The organism is Streptomyces sp. NPDC050147 (genome assembly GCF_040660195.1).
Classification (GTDB): Bacteria; Actinomycetota; Actinomycetes; order Streptomycetales; family Streptomycetaceae; genus Streptomyces.
In genome coordinates this window covers 737,214-752,478 of record NZ_JBFALJ010000001.1, presented here as the reverse complement: position 1 = coordinate 752,478, position 15,265 = coordinate 737,214, and the positions used below count along the sequence as shown (strand labels likewise).

Sequence of the window (15,265 nt, the reverse complement as noted above, 5' to 3'; positions counted from 1 at the left end):
GTCATGCCCCCGAGGTGGGCCCCAGCCTAGGCGGAGATACCGTGACAGGGCAGCACAGCGAAGGGAGTCGTCCGTCATGGCCGTCATGGAGCACAGCGCCGCAGCCCACCACTGGGTCACGGAGGCGGCCGCCCTGGCCGCGAAAGAGCAGGGGGCGGGCAATCTGCTCCGCGTCGTGCTGATCGTCATGGTCGTCGGCTGTGTGCTCGTGGCGTGGTTCCTGCTGCGCGGCTACCGCCAGGGGGCCGACGCCGAGCGTCCCGGCGGCCCCGCGAAGGGCGGCGAGGACCGTCCCGGCGGGGGCGACGAGGACGACCGCGTGGACCACAACAGCTGAGTCGGCGTGAGCCCGGCCGCCGCCCCCGCATACGATGGCCCGGAAGTCTTTGTCCCGCCCACCTCCGGATAGGTCCTGCCGACGATGAGCCTCCACAGCACCGCCTCCCAGCTGGTCACTCTCGCCTCCGAGGGCAAGCACGTCGACGAGCACGCAAGCCTCAGCCCTCTCATCACCGGCGGTGGCGCGTTCGTCGCGCTCATGCTGCTGCTGTGGATCACCACGCGCTTCAACCGGGACCGCTGAGCGGTCCACCGAACGGACGCTGAAACAGAGCCCGTCCACCGGGCCGGTAGGGTCTGCACGCATGGGAGAGCAGGACATGCCTACCGGTCCCGGTTCCGGCCCGGCCAGCAAGGGCAAACGTCGCCTGGGCGTCATGGGCGGAACGTTTGACCCGATCCACCACGGACACCTGGTGGCGGCCCAGGAGGTCGCCGCGCAGTTCCACCTCGACGAGGTGGTGTTCGTGCCGACCGGGCAGCCGTGGCAGAAGAGCGACAAGGCGGTGTCCGCGGCCGAGGACCGTTATCTGATGACGGTCATCGCCACGGCCGAGAACCCACAGTTCTCGGTGAGCCGCATCGACATCGACCGCGGCGGACCGACCTACACGACGGACACGCTGCGCGATCTGCGCACGCTCAATCCCGACACGGACCTCTTCTTCATCACGGGCGCCGACGCCCTCGGCCAGATCCTCACCTGGCGCTACACCGAAGAGCTGTTCTCCCTGGCGCACTTCATCGGGGTCACCCGGCCGGGCCATACGCTGGCCGATCCGGGTCTGCCGGAGGGCGGAGTCTCGCTGGTGGAGGTCCCGGCCCTCGCCATCTCGTCCACGGACTGCCGTGCGCGAGTCGCCAAGGGGGATCCCGTCTGGTACCTGGTGCCGGACGGCGTGGTGCGTTATATCGACAAGCGCGAGCTGTACCGCGGCGATTGAGCCGAGAGGGGCACCGGTGAACGACCGACAGTACGACCCGTATGCGGGCGGCGACCCGTACGCGGGCGAGTACGCGGCTGATCAGTACCAGGTCGTCGGGTACGACGAGTATGGGCAGCCGGTGTATCAGCAGGTCCAGCAGCAGGCCCCGCAGCAGGCGCAGCCGTCGGCTTCGTACGACCCGTACGGGGGCCAGGCCCAGCAGCAGCAGCAACACCAGCAGCCGCAGGGTTATGGCTACGACCCGTACGCGACCGGGCAGCAGGCGCCTGTTCCGCCGTACGACTCCGGTTCGTACGACTCTGGTTCGTACGGCGGCTATGACCAGGCTCAGCAGGCGGCTCAGCCCCAGGCTCAGCCCCGGCCGCAGGCCGCACAGCAGACGCAGACCGGCTGGATCCCGCAGCAGTCGCGGCAGCCGGAGCCGGAACCGGAGCCGGATTTCGAAGCCGAGCCGCAGCGTGAGCCCCAGCGCCGCGACCCCGCGTACGAGACCCAGCAGTTCTCCTTCATCGAGGAGCCGGACGAAGAGTCCGAGGACGTCATCGACTGGCTGAAGTTCACCGAGAGCCGCACCGAGCGGCGCGAGGAGGCCAAGCGGCGCGGGCGTTCCCGGGTCGTCGCGCTCGTCGTGGTGCTCGCGCTCGTGATCGCGGGCGGCGTCGGCTACCTCTGGTACGCGGGCAAGCTGCCGGGCCTTTCGGACGACGCGTCCGGCGGCGGCGACGCGGCGGCAGGACCGCAGAACCGCGATGTGATCGTCGTACACCTGCACAACACCAAGGGGGGCGGCACCTCCACGGCCCTCCTGGTGAACAACACCACCACCAAGCGCGGCACCACCGTCCTGCTGCCCAACTCCCTCTCCGTGACGGACGACGAGGGCGCGGGGACGACGCTCGGCAAGTCGGTCGACGACGACGGGTCCACCGGCACCCGCGAGTCGATCGACAGCCTGCTCGGCACCCAGGTCGAGGGCACCTGGCGCCTCGACACCCCCTACCTGAACAACCTCGTCGAGCTGGTCGGCAACATCGACGTCGACACGGACACGGACGTGCCGGACCCCAAGGCCAAGAAGGGCCAGGGGCCCCTCGTGAAGAAGGGCGAGCAGCAGACCCTGAGCGGCCCGATGGCCGTCGCGTACGCCACCTACCGTGCGTCCGGCGAGCCCGAGACCGCGCAGCTCGACCGGTTCGGGCAGGTCATGCAGGGCGTCCTGCGGAAGCTGTCGTCCGACCCGCAGGCCGCGACGACCACCGTCCAGTCGTTGGCCCAGATCCTGGACCCGTCTCTCAAGGAGAAGGACCTCGGCGCCTTCCTCGCCAAGCTCGCCGACCGCGCGAAGGGCGGCGACTACGCCACCCAGATGCTCCCGGTGCAGCAGGACGGGACGCTCTCGGAGAAGGCCGGCGCGAGCGTCGTCAAGAACGTCCTGGGCGGCGCGGTCAAGAACGCGGACAAGGACGCGGCCGTACGGGTCGGCGTCAAGAACGCGTCCGGCAGCAAGGGTGCGGGGCAGGACGCGCGGATCTCGCTGGTCAACGGCGGCTACACCTTCGTGGACAGCGGCGCGGGCTCGACGGCCCAGGCGCAATCGCAGGTCACGTACGCCGACGCGGACAAGAAGACGCAGGCCACTGAGGTCGCCAAGACCCTCGGCCTGCCGGACGGCGCGGTCCGCAAGGGCAAGACCGCCCCGAACGCGGATGTGTCGGTCGTCCTCGGCCAGGACTACGACGCGGGATGACGGCAGCGACCCCGGCCGGGCCTTCTTCCGGCCGGGGTGACGCAGCAGACAGGGTGATCGGGCGATCGCCGGGAGTGCTGTCGGCGGTCCGTGAGACCCTTGGGGTGTCTTGACCATCTGAAGGAAAGCTCAACTGTGACCGCCACGGACCGCTCCATCGAGCTCATCAAGGCCGCCGCGCAATCGGCCGCCGACAAGCTCGCGCACGACATCATCGCGTACGACGTCAGCGACGTGCTGTCGATCACGGACGCCTTCCTGCTCGCCTCCGCGCCCAACGACCGCCAGGTCAAGTCGATCGTCGACGAGATCGAGGAGCGGCTCAGCAAGGAGCTCGGCGTCAAGCCGGTGCGCCGCGAGGGCGACCGCGAAGCCCGCTGGGTCCTCCTGGACTACGTGGACATCGTGGTGCACGTCCAGCACAGCGAGGAGCGTGTCTTCTACGCCCTCGAGCGCCTGTGGAAGGACTGCCCCGAGATCGATCTCCCCGCGGACGCCGTCGCGACCCGCGGCAAGGCCGCCGAGCACGCCGAGCAGCGCGCCGCGGAGGAGGCAGCCGATCTGGACGGTGAGCTTCGGTGACCAGCCGCGGCTGCCGGATCATCCTGTGGCGGCACGGCCAGACCGCCTGGAACCTGGAGCGCCGCTTCCAGGGCTCCACGGACATCGAGCTGACCGACACCGGAGTCGCGCAGGCCAGGCGCGCCGCCCGGCTGCTCGCCTCGCTGAAGCCGGACGCCATCGTGGCGTCCGACCTGAAGCGGGCGGCAGCCACGGCGAACGAGCTCGCGGCCCTCACCGGCATCCCCGTCACACACGAGCAGGGTCTCCAGGAGACGTACGCCGGTGAGTGGCAGGGCCTGACGCACGACGAGATCATCGCGCGCTTCGGGGACCAGTACGCCGCGTGGAAGCGCGGCGAATCGGTGCGCCGCGGCGGCGGTGAGCTGGAGACCGAGGTCGCCGACCGTGCCGCGCCGATCGTGCTGCGCCACGCCGAGAAGCTGCCGGAGAATGGCACGCTCGTGGTGGTCAGCCACGGCGGCACGATCCGCACCACCATCGGCCGCCTCCTCGGCCTGGAGTCCTACCACTGGGAGGGCCTCGGCGGGCTCTCCAACTGCTGCTGGTCGGTCCTCGGCCAGGGCGCGCGGGGCTGGCGCCTGCTCGAGCACAACGCCGGCACGCTGCCGGAGCCGGTGCTCGGCGACGACGATTAGCGCTGGGCCGGGCCGGTGCGAGAGCCGCTGGTCGGAGGGGTTGAGAGGGCCCGTCACCCGGATTTCACATTCCGGCTTGTCGCAGGCTAAAGTTCTTCTTGTTCGCCCGCCGAGCGGGGCGGAACATCATGCGGCTCCGCCGCGTGGCACGAGGGGCTATAGCTCAGTTGGTAGAGCGCCTGCATGGCATGCAGGAGGTCAGGAGTTCAATTCTCCTTAGCTCCACAATATGGATCCCGTCCTCGTCAGAGGGCGGGATCCTTCTGCTTCCGGTGGCCTGAGCTCGCGAAGTTCGGCCGCCCGCCGACGGCTCTCCTCGTCGTCCGGGGTGTACGCGACGATCCGGCACTCCTGCATGCCGTTGATGGACAGCGATACCGACGTCATCCGCAGCTCTCCGACCGCCTCGTGCCGGAACGTCTTCACACGGGGTCCCGGCGGCGCCACGTCGCCCCTCTCCCACAGCTCGGCGAAGTGTGCGCTCGCGGCGGACAGGCGGCCTATGAAGTCCTCCCAGGCGGGCTCGCCCACATGCCGTCCGTACGAACTGCGCAGCGTCGCCACCATCACCGGCAGCTCCTCGTCCCGGAAGACCAGCGGGCAGACGGGATCGGGCGCGATGAACAGCGTCCACAGCACGTTCGGAGCTCCGAGGGCCGCAAGCTGCGGGACGAAGAAGAGATCGCGGTAGGCGGGGTTGGTGGCGAGGATGTCGTACCGCTCGTTGTAGACCACCGCCGGGTGGGGGTCGAGGGCGTCGATGATGCCCTGGATCTCCGGTCCGACGGCCGCGGGGGAGACGGTCCTGCGGACCGGGTCGTACGGCACCTCGGCCAGGTGGTACAGGTGCTCGCGCTCCGCCTTGTCGAGGCGGAGCGTACGCGCCACGGCGTCCAGGACCTGCGCCGACGCGTTGATCGGGCGGCCCTGCTCCAGCCACGTGTACCAGGTGACGCCGACTCCGGAGAGCTGGGCGACCTCCTCGCGGCGCAGGCCGGGCGTGCGGCGGCGCAGGCCCGGCGGCATGCCCACGTCGGCCGGTGTCACCCTGGCCCTGCGGCCACGCAGGAAGGCGGCGAGCTCCGGCCTGCGGCGCTGAGTCGTCCCCATCGTCGTCACATCCCCCATGGTCGGTCCTCGCCCCAAGCCTTGCCAGGTGCTGCCAGTACCAGCATCAGCGGGCTCTCGTTACCCGTACCAACTCGCCGCCATGCTCGGTGCCATGACAACGACATCCCCGCCGACCGCGGCGGATCCCGCTGGTTCGAGCTCTGCGTCCAGTAAAGCCCCCAGCACTGACAACCGCTCCGGGCGGCTGCTCGCCGTCGTCATCGCCGCGCAGTTCATGGCGCTGCTTGACGTCTTCATCGTCAATGTCGCCGCGCCCACGATCCGCACCGAACTGGGCGCGTCCGGCGCCGGGTTGCAGCTGGTGATCGCCGGATACACCATCTCGTACGCCGTGCTCCTGATCACCGGTGCGCGGCTCGGCGACCGCCTCGGGCACCGTCGGGTCTACCTGTTGGGCCTCACGGTCTTCGTGGTCGCCTCGCTCGCCTGTGGACTCAGCCAGGGGACGGGCGAGTTGATCGCCTTCAGGCTGTTGCAGGGCGCGGGTTCGGCGTTGCTCATCCCGCAGGTGCTCAGCCTGATCCAGCGCAACTTCACCGGGGAGGCGCGGACGAAGGCGCTCGGAGCGTACTCGGCCGTGCTCGCCGTCGGGGCCGCCGCGGGGCAGGTGCTGGGCGGGGTCCTGGTCAGCGCCGACCTGTTCGGCACGGGGTGGCGCCCGGTGTTCCTGGTGAACGTGCCGGTCGGCGTGGTCCTGCTGGTCGTGGCCGCGCGTGTGCTGCCGCGTGACGCCTCCCGGAAGCCGGGGGAGGGGCGGCGGACGCGCGGGCTGGATCTGCCGGGGCTCGTGCTGCTCGGTGCCGCCGTCTCGCTGCTCACCGTGCCGCTGGTGCTCGGTCAGCAGGAGGGCTGGCCGCTGTGGTCCTGGCTCTCGCTGGGCGCCGCGGTGCTGCTCTTCGCCTCCTTCTGCGGGTACGAGTCCCGGCTCGCGCGCGGCGGCGGTGCGCCGCTGATATCGCCGAGGGTCCTGCGCATCCCCGGCATGGGTCTCGCTGTGTTCCGGATCGCCGTGGTGATGGGGGTCAACGCGGGCTTCTTGTTCGTGCTCACGCTGCACATCCAGGGCGGACTCGGCTACAGCGCGCTGCGCGCCGGACTGACGTTCGCGCCGACCGCGGTGGTCTTCGGTGTCGTCGGCCTGACGTGGCGCCGCTGGCCGGGGGCGCTCCAACGGGCACTGATCCCTGGCGGGTTCGCGCTCACCGCGGCTTCGGCGGTGGCCGTGGGACTGCTGCTCCGGGACGGCGGGGAGGGCGGACCGTGGCTGTATGTGGCCTTCGTAGGCATAGGGGCGGGCCTCTCCTTGGGGTTCAGCCCGACGCTGACCCGGGCGCTTTCCACGGTGCGGCCCGAGGAGGCCGCGGACGCCAGCGGCCTCCTGTCGACGGTCGCTCAGCTCGGCCAGCTGATCGGCGTCGCGTGTTATGGCGCACTTTTCCTCAACCGGCTTGAGTCACAGGGGGCTCCGGGGGCGTATTCATCCGCGGACGCCCTCATGGTGTCCGCATACGCCCTGGCCGGGGCGGCCGCACTGGGCGCCGTGTCCGGACTGGTACGACCACGTCGCTGACCGGGTCGCTCAGGCCGTGGCAGAATCGGACAGCCGGAAGGGGACCGCACCAGACCACCGATTGTGACCCGACGGGAGGGAGAGCGATGCCTGCGAGCATCCTCGATGGGGCCGACGGCGCCATCGCAGTGGCCGCGCCGCGCCGCGCTGCCTCTCCCTTTGCGGCGATCCCTCTTCTCACCTGTCCGTCCTGCGGTTCGTCCCACGTCGCCCAAGTTCTCGGCGACAACGGCGGTGTCTCGTACGTGTGCACGGCCTGCGGCCGCAGCTGGAGCTGATTGATGGGTGCACACAGGCGGAAGTGCGACTGGTGCGGCAGTGGCACGCCGATCGTCCGCGACATGGAACCGGTCAACCAGGACTACCAGTACTGGTGCGAGGAGTGCGCGCGGGCGCTGATCATAAAAGGCGACCCCATCGAGACGTACCGCGAACTCGAAGGGGAGCCGATCTATGGCCGGCTGCTCGACGAACACTGCACGCTCAAGCGCTTCTACTCCTTCGCCACGGCCTGACCCCACTCGGCCCTCAGACGGTCCGGCGTCCGGCTCGTCGCAGTCGGCGTCCGGCCCCTTGCAGCAGGAACGCGAAAGCGGTCCCTACGTAGAGGGCGGACAGCGTCATCTCGCCATAATTCTGGTCGAGTTCAAGCCGCCCCACTCCGTGCGGGACCCACCACAGGGCGTACGAACAGAAGACGAGGCCCACCGCGCCGACGGCCGCCCACCGGGCGCGGCCGCCCCGGCGCACCGCCTCCGTCCACACGAGCAGGCCCAGCGGCACGCACCACACCCAGTGGTGCGACCACGACACCGGGCTGACCAGGAGCGCCGTCACCGCGCAGCTCACGGCGGCACGGGCGCGCTCCCCGCGCAGCGCGGCGCGCACCGCGACCGCAAGGCCGAGCGCACCGGCCCCCGCCGCGGCCACGGCCCACCAGAGGCCCGGCTCCGCGGTGTGCAGGAGCCGTGCGAGTACCCCCCGCAGAGACTGGTTCGCGGTGTCCTCGGGAAGCCCGACCCGGCCCGCCTCGAAGACCATCCGGGTCCAGAAGCGCCGTGAGTCGTACGGCAGGGCGGCGGCAGCGAGCAGCGTCGCGCCGACGAAGGAAACAGCCGCCACGCACGCGTGCCGGACGGGTACGCGCCACTGCCCGCGCCGGACGGCCTCCGCGGCGCCGGTGAGCAGCAGGAACACCGCGAAGAGGGCGGGAGTGAGCTTGATCGCGGCCGCGATGCCGATACCCAGACCCGCCCAGCGGTGGCCGGGGTGGCGGGACAGATCCCACAGGACCAGGACGGCGAGCAGCAAATTGATCTGGCCGTACCGCAGGGTCGTCCAGACCGGCTCCGCCCAGACCGCGAGCGCGGACACCCACAGGGCGCTCTCCACGCGCGCGTGCCCGGTGCCCGTGGCAGGCCCGACGAGGCGGAGTGCGAGATGGGCGAAGGCCACCAGGAGGAGGAGGTTTCCCAGCGTCGCCAGTGTGCGCATCTGAGCCGTGTCCAGGAGCGTCAGCGGTGTGAACAGCAGGGCGGCGAAGGGTGGGTAGGTGGTGGGCAGGTGCGCCTCGGTGGTGCGCAGCGCGTAGAGGTCGCCGCCCGCGCGCACGGTCTCACCCTCGGCGCGGTAGACCATCAAGTCGATCATCGAGACGTCCGCGGCACGCTGCGCCAGCCAGAAGACCGTGAAGGAGAGCAGGCAGGCCCCGGCGGCGAGGGGCAAGCGGCGGCGGGCGCCGACAAGCGCGATCACGGTCACGAAGGCAGACAGTACCGGCCGTATCCGTACAGACCGGAAACGATTTGGTGGAGCACGGGGAGGACCGTGTAATGTTGGCGGAGCCGCCGGGGGAACCGGGCGGACAAGCAAGGGGCTATAGCTCAGTTGGTAGAGCGCCTGCATGGCATGCAGGAGGTCAGGAGTTCAATTCTCCTTAGCTCCACAGCAGATGAGAGCGGGCCACCCAGATCGGGTGGCCCGCTTTCGTGTGCCTCGCCGGATCTTCAGGAGCGGGTCGTCACCGTCCGCTGCCGAGCGCCCTGCGGCCACGGCCAGGCGGGAGCGCGAGCGGCAGTGCCGTGCGCGGCGAGGGCACGGACGGGTCCTCCTCGATGCGCAGCGCCAGCGCGGGGCAGCGGCGTACGGCACGTGCGGCACGCGCTTCGGAGTACCGCGGTACGGACGCTTCCGCCACACCGGGGAAACCGTCGGGGCCCAGCTGGATCAGCTCGGGGATGATGTCCGCGCACAGCCCGTGGCCCTGGCAGAGCGTCCAGTCGACGGCGAGCCTGCGGCCACTGGGCGCCTCGGCCTGCGGGGTGTCCGACTGGAGCGGCAGGACGCCCTCCACGGGGCGGCCGCAGCCACCGCCGAGAACGTGCGCGGCGAGGTCGTCCGTGAACGCGGAGATCGTGGACTCGATGAAGGCCGCCGTGCCGTCGGGATGCTTGCAGGCGCCACGTCGTTTCACGGCCCGTGTCACCTCGCGCAGCGCCTCCAAGGCGGTGGGACCGCCGCCGTCCAGGACGTCGGCGAGTCCGCGGGCCGCCGCGGGAAGGCCGAGATAGCAGGGGCCGCACTGTCCCGAACTCTCGGCGGCCAGCCAGTTCGCCACATGCAGTGCCTCCCCGAGCGGGCAGGTCCCGGCGCCGATCGGCAGGATCGCGCCCGCACCGAGCGCGCCGCCACACGCCTCCAGGGAGGCGCGTGAGACGACCGCGTCGTGAGCCGTGACGGCGTCGAGCCACTTGCCGTGATAGCCGCCCGTCAGGACGCCCTGGGGGAGCGGTGGGGCGCCGGCCAGCTGCAGGACGTACCGCAAGGGCACTCCCGTGGGGACCTCGACCACCATGGGTCTGGCGACGGCCCCGGAGACGGTGAGCAGCACCGTGCCCGGCTCGTCCCGCAGGCCGGTGCGGCAGTAGCGGTCGGGGCCGATCCGGGCTGCGACCGCGAGCTGGGCGAAGGTCTCCGCGTTGGACAGCAGAGTGGGCGCGCCGCCCACTCCGGAGTCGGACGTGCGCACCTTGCGTCCCGGCGGCATGGGCGGGCCGCCGTCCGCCGAACGCACCAGGGCGGACGATTCGCCGGTCACCATGCGCACCGGATTGCGCTGCACGCGCGCGCGGATGCTCGATCCGCGCCGGTTGGTCAGGCCGCGCTCGGCGAGCGCGGCGAGCATCGAGGACTCGGTGGAGTCCCGGGTGACGCCCACGACGAGCGTGCGGGCGCCCAGCGCCTCGGCGGCGAGGAGAGCGCCGTCGAGGATGAGGTGCGGGGCCCGGTTGATCAGGACGGTGTCCTTGCGGCAGGCCGGTTCGTCCTCGCTGCCGTTGATGACGACCACGGGGCGTACGCCTCGGCGTATCGCCGCGTCGGCGACCGAGCGCAACTTCTTGGCGAAGGGGAAGCCCGCGCCGCCCCTGCCGCGCAGCGAGATGGCCTCGGAGAGGGAGGCGAGGGACTCGCCCGCCATGGGTTCGAGCGGTCCGTGCACCTTCAGGTGCATCGCCAGATCGAGGCGCTCGACCAGGTCGAAGCCCGAGGTCAGGAGCGGAAGTCCGACGACTCGGACTTCGGGGACGTCGGGCAGCGACGCGTTCACTTGGGGCCTCCGGTGGCGGCGTTCCAGGGCTCGCCCGAACTCGGCGCCTGGAAGGTGTGGGGCAGCGGTTCAGTGGCGGGGCCACTGTCGTACGGGGCTTGGTACGGGGCCTCGTACGGGGGGTTGAGGGCCGCGCCGTAGGGCGGGTCGTACGCGGTGTCGTGGGAGCGGTAGCCGGGGTCCTTCGGGTCGTACGCCGTGGAGTGGGTGTCGTAGGTGTACGAGGTGTCGTACGGGATGTGAGGGGCCTCGGCGGGGAGCGGCGGGGAGGGTGCCGGCCAGCGGGGCGGGGGCTCCATGTGCGGCAGGACCTCCGTGACCTCCGTGGGCCGGTTGGTGGAGGCGAGGACGCGGTAGGCCGCCGCGATGCCGGCCACCGGGGCGGTGTCGGGTCCGGGTTCGGGGGCACGGCCGGGAGCGGCGGCCGTGCCGGGGAGCGGGGACTCCGTGGTGTCCCGGCGCACGGGCTCGTCACTGCCCGCCCTGCGCTCCGGTTCAAGGACGGCCAGGATGCGGGCGGCCACCTTTCGCTTGATCGGGAGCGGGGACGCACGCAGCGCGACCGCACCCGCGACGGCGACCAGGCAGAGGCTGTACAGGACGATCACCCATGGCTTGGGAGGGCGTCCCGCGTACAGGCCGTGAATCAGTGCCGAACACCAGGCCGGGTAGGCGAGCATGTGCAGCGCGCGCCAGCGCGACGCGACCTGGGCCGGTGAGGCGAAAGCGCTGCGCAGGGCCCCGGTGACGCCTGTGACCACCATGAGGAGCCCGGCGAGCGAGCCGAGGCCGATGAGCCCGTCGCTGCCGGAGAAGCCGAGCCCGAAGGGGATGAGAGCGCCGACCGGCGACACGTGATCGAGCACGAGTTTGACGGTGACGTGGAGCAGGAGGAAACCGATGGAGGCGACGGCGGTCGCCCGGTGCACGGCCTGGGCGAGCAGTCGCTGACGGGAGTGCAGGAAGAGCCGGTCCGTGGCGACCAGGCCCCAGGCGACGGCGGCGGTCAGGGAGACCAGGGACAGGACGCCGGTGGTGAAGTCGAGCGCGGCGCGGAACGCGTCGCTCCCGAGGATCACGAGCAGGGGTATGAGAAGCAGTGCGGCAGTCATCAGGACTCCGCGCGTGGTTCTGCTCGGTTCTGGGAAGGCTGCGAACGAACGGCTCCTACGACTGGTCCGGGTGGCGCGGTTGGCACGAGTGGTGCGGTTGGCACGGGTGGGGCGGTTTGCGTCGCTCTTGCGGTGAGGATTCAGAGGGTTCATGGGGGCGACTCCGAAATGGCTCGATCGCCGCATGCTAAGTGGCCTCATACCGGCGAGTACGCGGTTTGAGTTATTGCGTCGTTATCTAAAAGCGATGCGATCTTGGTGTTGCCCCGATAGTGGTCGGTACGCGGAGTAACCCTTGGCCAAAGGTCAGGGTGCGGCCCTCCCGCGGGCCAGGGAGCGGCGCGGGGCGGCGTGGTGGAACCTCGTCGCGGGCCGGGCGAGCGCTGCGGTACCCTGACGCCATGCGTGCCGTACGCCTTCTGCTTAGCGGGCCGCGCTGATCAGTCCCGACCGCCGGAAAATCGCGGTCGGCATCGGCGCGGCGTCCCCTCCTGTGTGAGGGGCTTTTTCATTTGGCCGGGACGGTCATTTCCGCGGGCAGAGACGATCGATGGAGCTTTGAGGATCATGAGCGAGACGAATTCTGCTGCCGCCTCCGAGGTGGCAGCACCGCACCGCTATACGGCCGCCCTGGCCGCCGAGATCGAGGCACGCTGGCAGGACTTCTGGGACGCCGACGGCACGTACGAGGCGCCGAACCCGAGCGGGGACATGGCCGCGCGGGGCGACGCGGAGGCAGCGCTGGCCGCCAAGCCCAAGAAGTTCATCATGGACATGTTCCCCTACCCCTCCGGGGCGGGCCTGCACGTCGGCCACCCGCTGGGCTACATCGCCACGGACGTCTTCGCGCGCTTCCAGCGGATGAACGGCCACAACGTCCTGCACGCCCTGGGCTTCGACGCGTTCGGGCTGCCCGCCGAGCAGTACGCCGTGCAGACGGGCACCCACCCGCGGGCCTCCACCGAGGCCAACATGGAGAACATGAAGGCGCAGCTGCGCGGTCTGGGCCTGGGCCACGACCAGCGTCGCTCCTTCGCGACGATCGACCCGGACTACTACAAGTGGACCCAGTGGATCTTCGTACAGGTCTTCAACTCCTGGTACGACACCGACGCCCAGAAGGCCCGCCCGATCGCCGACCTGGTCGCCCAGTTCGACAGCGGTGAGCGCGCCGTTCCCGGCACCACGCGCGCGTGGAGCGAACTGGACGCCGCGGAGCGCGCGGAGGTGCTGAGCGGGTACCGCCTGGCGTACGCGTCGGACGCACCCGTCAACTGGTGTCCCGGCCTGGGCACCGTCCTGGCGAACGAGGAGGTCACCGCCGACGGACGCTCCGAGCGCGGCAACTTCCCCGTCTTCAAGGCCAAGCTGCGGCAGTGGAACATGCGCATCACCGCGTACGCGGACCGCCTGCTTGACGACCTGGACGCGCTGGACTGGCCCGAGGCCATCAAGCTGCAGCAGCGCAACTGGATCGGCCGCTCCGAAGGCGCCCGCGTCGACTTCCCCGTCGGCACCGAGGGCGGCGACGCGATCACCGTCTTCACCACCCGCCAGGACACCCTGTTCGGCGCCACCTACATGGTTCTGGCGCCCGAGCACGAGCTGGTCGACAAGGTCGTCCCCGATGCCTGGCCCGAGGGCACCCACGAGACGTGGACCGGCGGGCACGCCACGCCGGCCGAGGCCGTCGCCAAGTACCGCGCGTTCGCGGCCTCCAAGTCCGACGTGGAGCGCCAGGCCGACGCCAAGGAGAAGACCGGTGTCTTCACCGGTGTCTACGCCACCAACCCGGTCAGCGGCGAGCAGGTCCCGGTCTTCATCGCCGACTACGTACTGATGGGCTACGGCACCGGCGCGATCATGGCCGTCCCGGCGCACGACAGCCGTGACTTCGCCTTCGCGCGCGCCTTCAACCTGCCGATGCGCTGTGTGGTCGAGCCTGCCGACGACCGCGGCACCGACCCTTCGACGTGGGACGGCGCCTTCTCCTCGTACGAGGCGAAGCTGGTCAACTCCTCGAACGAGGAGGTCTCGCTGGACGGCATGGACGTGGTCGGCGCCAAGGCGCGGATCACCGGCTGGCTGGCCACCCGCGGCATCGGCGAGGGCACCGTCAACTTCCGCCTGCGCGACTGGCTGTTCAGCCGCCAGCGCTACTGGGGCGAGCCCTTCCCGATCGTCTACGACGAGGACGGCGTCGCCCACTCGCTGCCCGAGTCGATGCTGCCCCTGGAGCTGCCGGAGGTCGAGGACTACTCCCCGCGCACCTTCGACCCGGACGACGCGGACACCTCTCCGGAGACGCCGCTGTCCCGCAACGAGGACTGGGTCAACGTCACCCTGGACCTGGGCGACGGTCCGCGAAATTACCGCCGCGAGACCAACACCATGCCCAACTGGGCGGGCTCGTGCTGGTACGAGCTGCGCTACCTGGACCCGCGCAACGACCAGAAGCTGGTCGACCCGGCCGTCGAGCAGTACTGGATGGGCCCGCGCGAGGGACAGCCGACCGGCGGCGTCGACCTGTACGTGGGCGGCGCCGAGCACGCGGTGCTGCACCTGCTGTACGCCCGCTTCTGGTCGAAGATGCTGTTCGACCTCGGACACATCTCGTCCTCCGAGCCGTTCCACAAGCTGTACAACCAGGGCATGATCCAGGCCTACGTGTACCGCGACAGCCGTGGCTTCCCGGTCCAGGCGACCGAGGTCGAGGAGCGCGACGGCCAGTACTTCTTCGAGGGTGAGCCGGTCAAGCGCGAGCTGGGCAAGATGGGCAAGTCCCTGAAGAACGCCGTCACTCCGGACGAGATCTGCGCGGAGTACGGCGCCGACACCCTGCGCCTGTACGAGATGGCGATGGGCCCGCTGGACGTCTCGCGCCCGTGGGACACGCGCGCGGTGGTGGGCCAGTACCGTCTGCTGCAGCGGCTGTGGCGTCGACTCGTCGACGAGTCGACCGGTGAGGTCACGGTCGCGGACGTCGCGGAGTCCGACATCGCCGAGGGCACGCTGCGCGCCCTGCACAAGGCGATCGACGGCGTGCGCCAGGACATGGACGGCATGCGGTTCAACACCGCCATCGCCAAGATCACCGAGCTGAACAACTACCTGACCAAGGAGGGCGGCACGCTGCCGCGCTCGGTCGCCGAGCGCCTGGTGCTACTGATCGCTCCGCTGGCCCCGCACATCGCCGAGGAACTGTGGCGCAAGCTGGGTCACACCGAGTCGATCGTCCACCAGGACTTCCCCGTGGCCGACCCCGCGTACGTCGTGGACGAGACCGTGACCTGCGTCGTGCAGATCAAGGGCAAGGTCAAGGCGCGCCTGGAGGTCTCCCCGTCGATCTCGGACGAGGAGCTGGAGAAGGTGGCCCTGGGTGACGAGAGGGTACTGGCGGCGCTGGACGGCGCCGGGATCCGCAAGATCATCGTTCGGGCACCGAAGCTGGTGAACATCGTTCCGGCGTAACGCTGAGTGCTGAGTGCTGAGCGCGTGCGAGGGGGCATGAGGGTAGTCCCCTACGGGCAGGTTGGGGGTTCCGGCGGAACCCTCGGCCTGCCCTTTGCGTTTACCGTTGAAGAGTCGGTGC

Annotated in this window: 14 protein-coding genes and 2 tRNA genes; 12 read left to right on the top strand and 4 right to left on the bottom strand. The window is 70.4% G+C overall.

Going from position 1 to position 15,265, the window contains the following annotated elements:
- Positions 1-76: 76 nt before the first annotated feature.
- From AB0I94_RS03515 to AB0I94_RS03485, 7 genes are all read left to right on the top strand, one after another.
- On the top strand, positions 77-337 hold the full coding sequence (locus AB0I94_RS03515; protein ID WP_363307766.1) for a hypothetical protein: 261 nt from the start codon (positions 77-79) through the stop codon (positions 335-337).
- An 84-nt stretch (positions 338-421) separates the two neighbouring features.
- The gene (locus AB0I94_RS03510) at positions 422-583 is read left to right on the top strand and encodes a hypothetical protein (protein WP_363307676.1); all 162 of its coding nucleotides are present in this window, start codon (positions 422-424) and stop codon (positions 581-583) included.
- A gap of 61 nt (positions 584-644) precedes the next feature.
- On the top strand, positions 645-1,283 hold the full coding sequence (gene nadD, locus AB0I94_RS03505; RefSeq protein WP_363307675.1) for a nicotinate-nucleotide adenylyltransferase: 639 nt from the start codon (positions 645-647) through the stop codon (positions 1,281-1,283).
- Positions 1,284-1,299: 16 nt separating this feature from the next.
- Entirely contained in the window at positions 1,300-3,033 is a 1,734-nt protein-coding gene (locus AB0I94_RS03500) for an LCP family protein (RefSeq protein WP_363307674.1), read from the top strand.
- 135 nt (positions 3,034-3,168) lie between these two features.
- The gene (rsfS, locus tag AB0I94_RS03495) at positions 3,169-3,615 is read left to right on the top strand and encodes a ribosome silencing factor (RefSeq protein ID WP_363307673.1); all 447 of its coding nucleotides are present in this window, start codon (positions 3,169-3,171) and stop codon (positions 3,613-3,615) included.
- A complete protein-coding gene (locus AB0I94_RS03490) occupies positions 3,612-4,253 on the top strand; it encodes a histidine phosphatase family protein (protein ID WP_363307672.1) in 642 nt (213 codons plus the stop codon). The genes rsfS and AB0I94_RS03490 overlap by 4 nt, the downstream gene beginning before the upstream one ends.
- Positions 4,254-4,405: 152 nt before the next feature.
- Positions 4,406-4,478: transfer RNA gene (locus AB0I94_RS03485), tRNA-Ala, on the top strand.
- On the opposite strand, the gene AB0I94_RS03480 is transcribed toward AB0I94_RS03485, so the two are convergent.
- The gene (locus tag AB0I94_RS03480) at positions 4,470-5,381 is read right to left on the bottom strand and encodes a helix-turn-helix transcriptional regulator (protein ID WP_363307671.1); all 912 of its coding nucleotides are present in this window, start codon (positions 5,379-5,381) and stop codon (positions 4,470-4,472) included. The genes AB0I94_RS03485 and AB0I94_RS03480 overlap by 9 nt on opposite strands.
- A gap of 94 nt (positions 5,382-5,475) precedes the next feature.
- Here AB0I94_RS03480 and AB0I94_RS03475 point away from each other — a divergent pair, with 94 nt between their 5' ends.
- The 3 genes from AB0I94_RS03475 to AB0I94_RS03465 all read left to right on the top strand — a co-directional run bounded on the left by AB0I94_RS03475 (position 5,476) and on the right by AB0I94_RS03465 (position 7,469).
- A complete protein-coding gene (locus AB0I94_RS03475) occupies positions 5,476-6,954 on the top strand; it encodes an MFS transporter (protein WP_363307670.1) in 1,479 nt (492 codons plus the stop codon).
- Between the two features lie 86 nt (positions 6,955-7,040).
- The gene (locus tag AB0I94_RS03470) at positions 7,041-7,232 is read left to right on the top strand and encodes a hypothetical protein (RefSeq protein ID WP_363307669.1); all 192 of its coding nucleotides are present in this window, start codon (positions 7,041-7,043) and stop codon (positions 7,230-7,232) included.
- Between the two features lie 3 nt (positions 7,233-7,235).
- Positions 7,236-7,469, top strand: coding sequence for a hypothetical protein (locus AB0I94_RS03465; RefSeq protein WP_006137425.1), 234 nt, complete (start codon positions 7,236-7,238; stop codon positions 7,467-7,469).
- A gap of 13 nt (positions 7,470-7,482) precedes the next feature.
- Here AB0I94_RS03465 and AB0I94_RS03460 read toward each other — a convergent pair whose 3' ends face one another.
- A complete protein-coding gene (locus AB0I94_RS03460; RefSeq protein WP_363307668.1) occupies positions 7,483-8,715 on the bottom strand; it encodes a glycosyltransferase 87 family protein in 1,233 nt (410 codons plus the stop codon).
- Positions 8,716-8,826: 111 nt separating this feature from the next.
- Here AB0I94_RS03460 and AB0I94_RS03455 point away from each other — a divergent pair.
- Positions 8,827-8,899, top strand: a tRNA-Ala gene (locus AB0I94_RS03455).
- 75 nt (positions 8,900-8,974) lie between these two features.
- Here the strand turns inward: AB0I94_RS03455 and AB0I94_RS03450 are convergent.
- Positions 8,975-10,561 carry an NADH-ubiquinone oxidoreductase-F iron-sulfur binding region domain-containing protein gene (locus AB0I94_RS03450; RefSeq protein ID WP_363307667.1) on the bottom strand — a complete coding sequence of 529 codons (1,587 nt, stop codon included), beginning with the start codon at positions 10,559-10,561 and terminating at the stop codon, positions 8,975-8,977.
- Positions 10,558-11,673, bottom strand: coding sequence for a hypothetical protein (locus AB0I94_RS03445; protein ID WP_363307666.1), 1,116 nt, complete (start codon positions 11,671-11,673; stop codon positions 10,558-10,560). The genes AB0I94_RS03450 and AB0I94_RS03445 overlap by 4 nt, the downstream gene beginning before the upstream one ends.
- A 567-nt stretch (positions 11,674-12,240) precedes the next feature.
- Between AB0I94_RS03445 and leuS the strand changes: the two genes are divergently transcribed.
- Positions 12,241-15,144 carry a leucine--tRNA ligase gene (leuS, locus tag AB0I94_RS03440; protein ID WP_363307665.1) on the top strand — a complete coding sequence of 968 codons (2,904 nt, stop codon included), beginning with the start codon at positions 12,241-12,243 and terminating at the stop codon, positions 15,142-15,144.
- Positions 15,145-15,265: the final 121 nt, after the last annotated feature.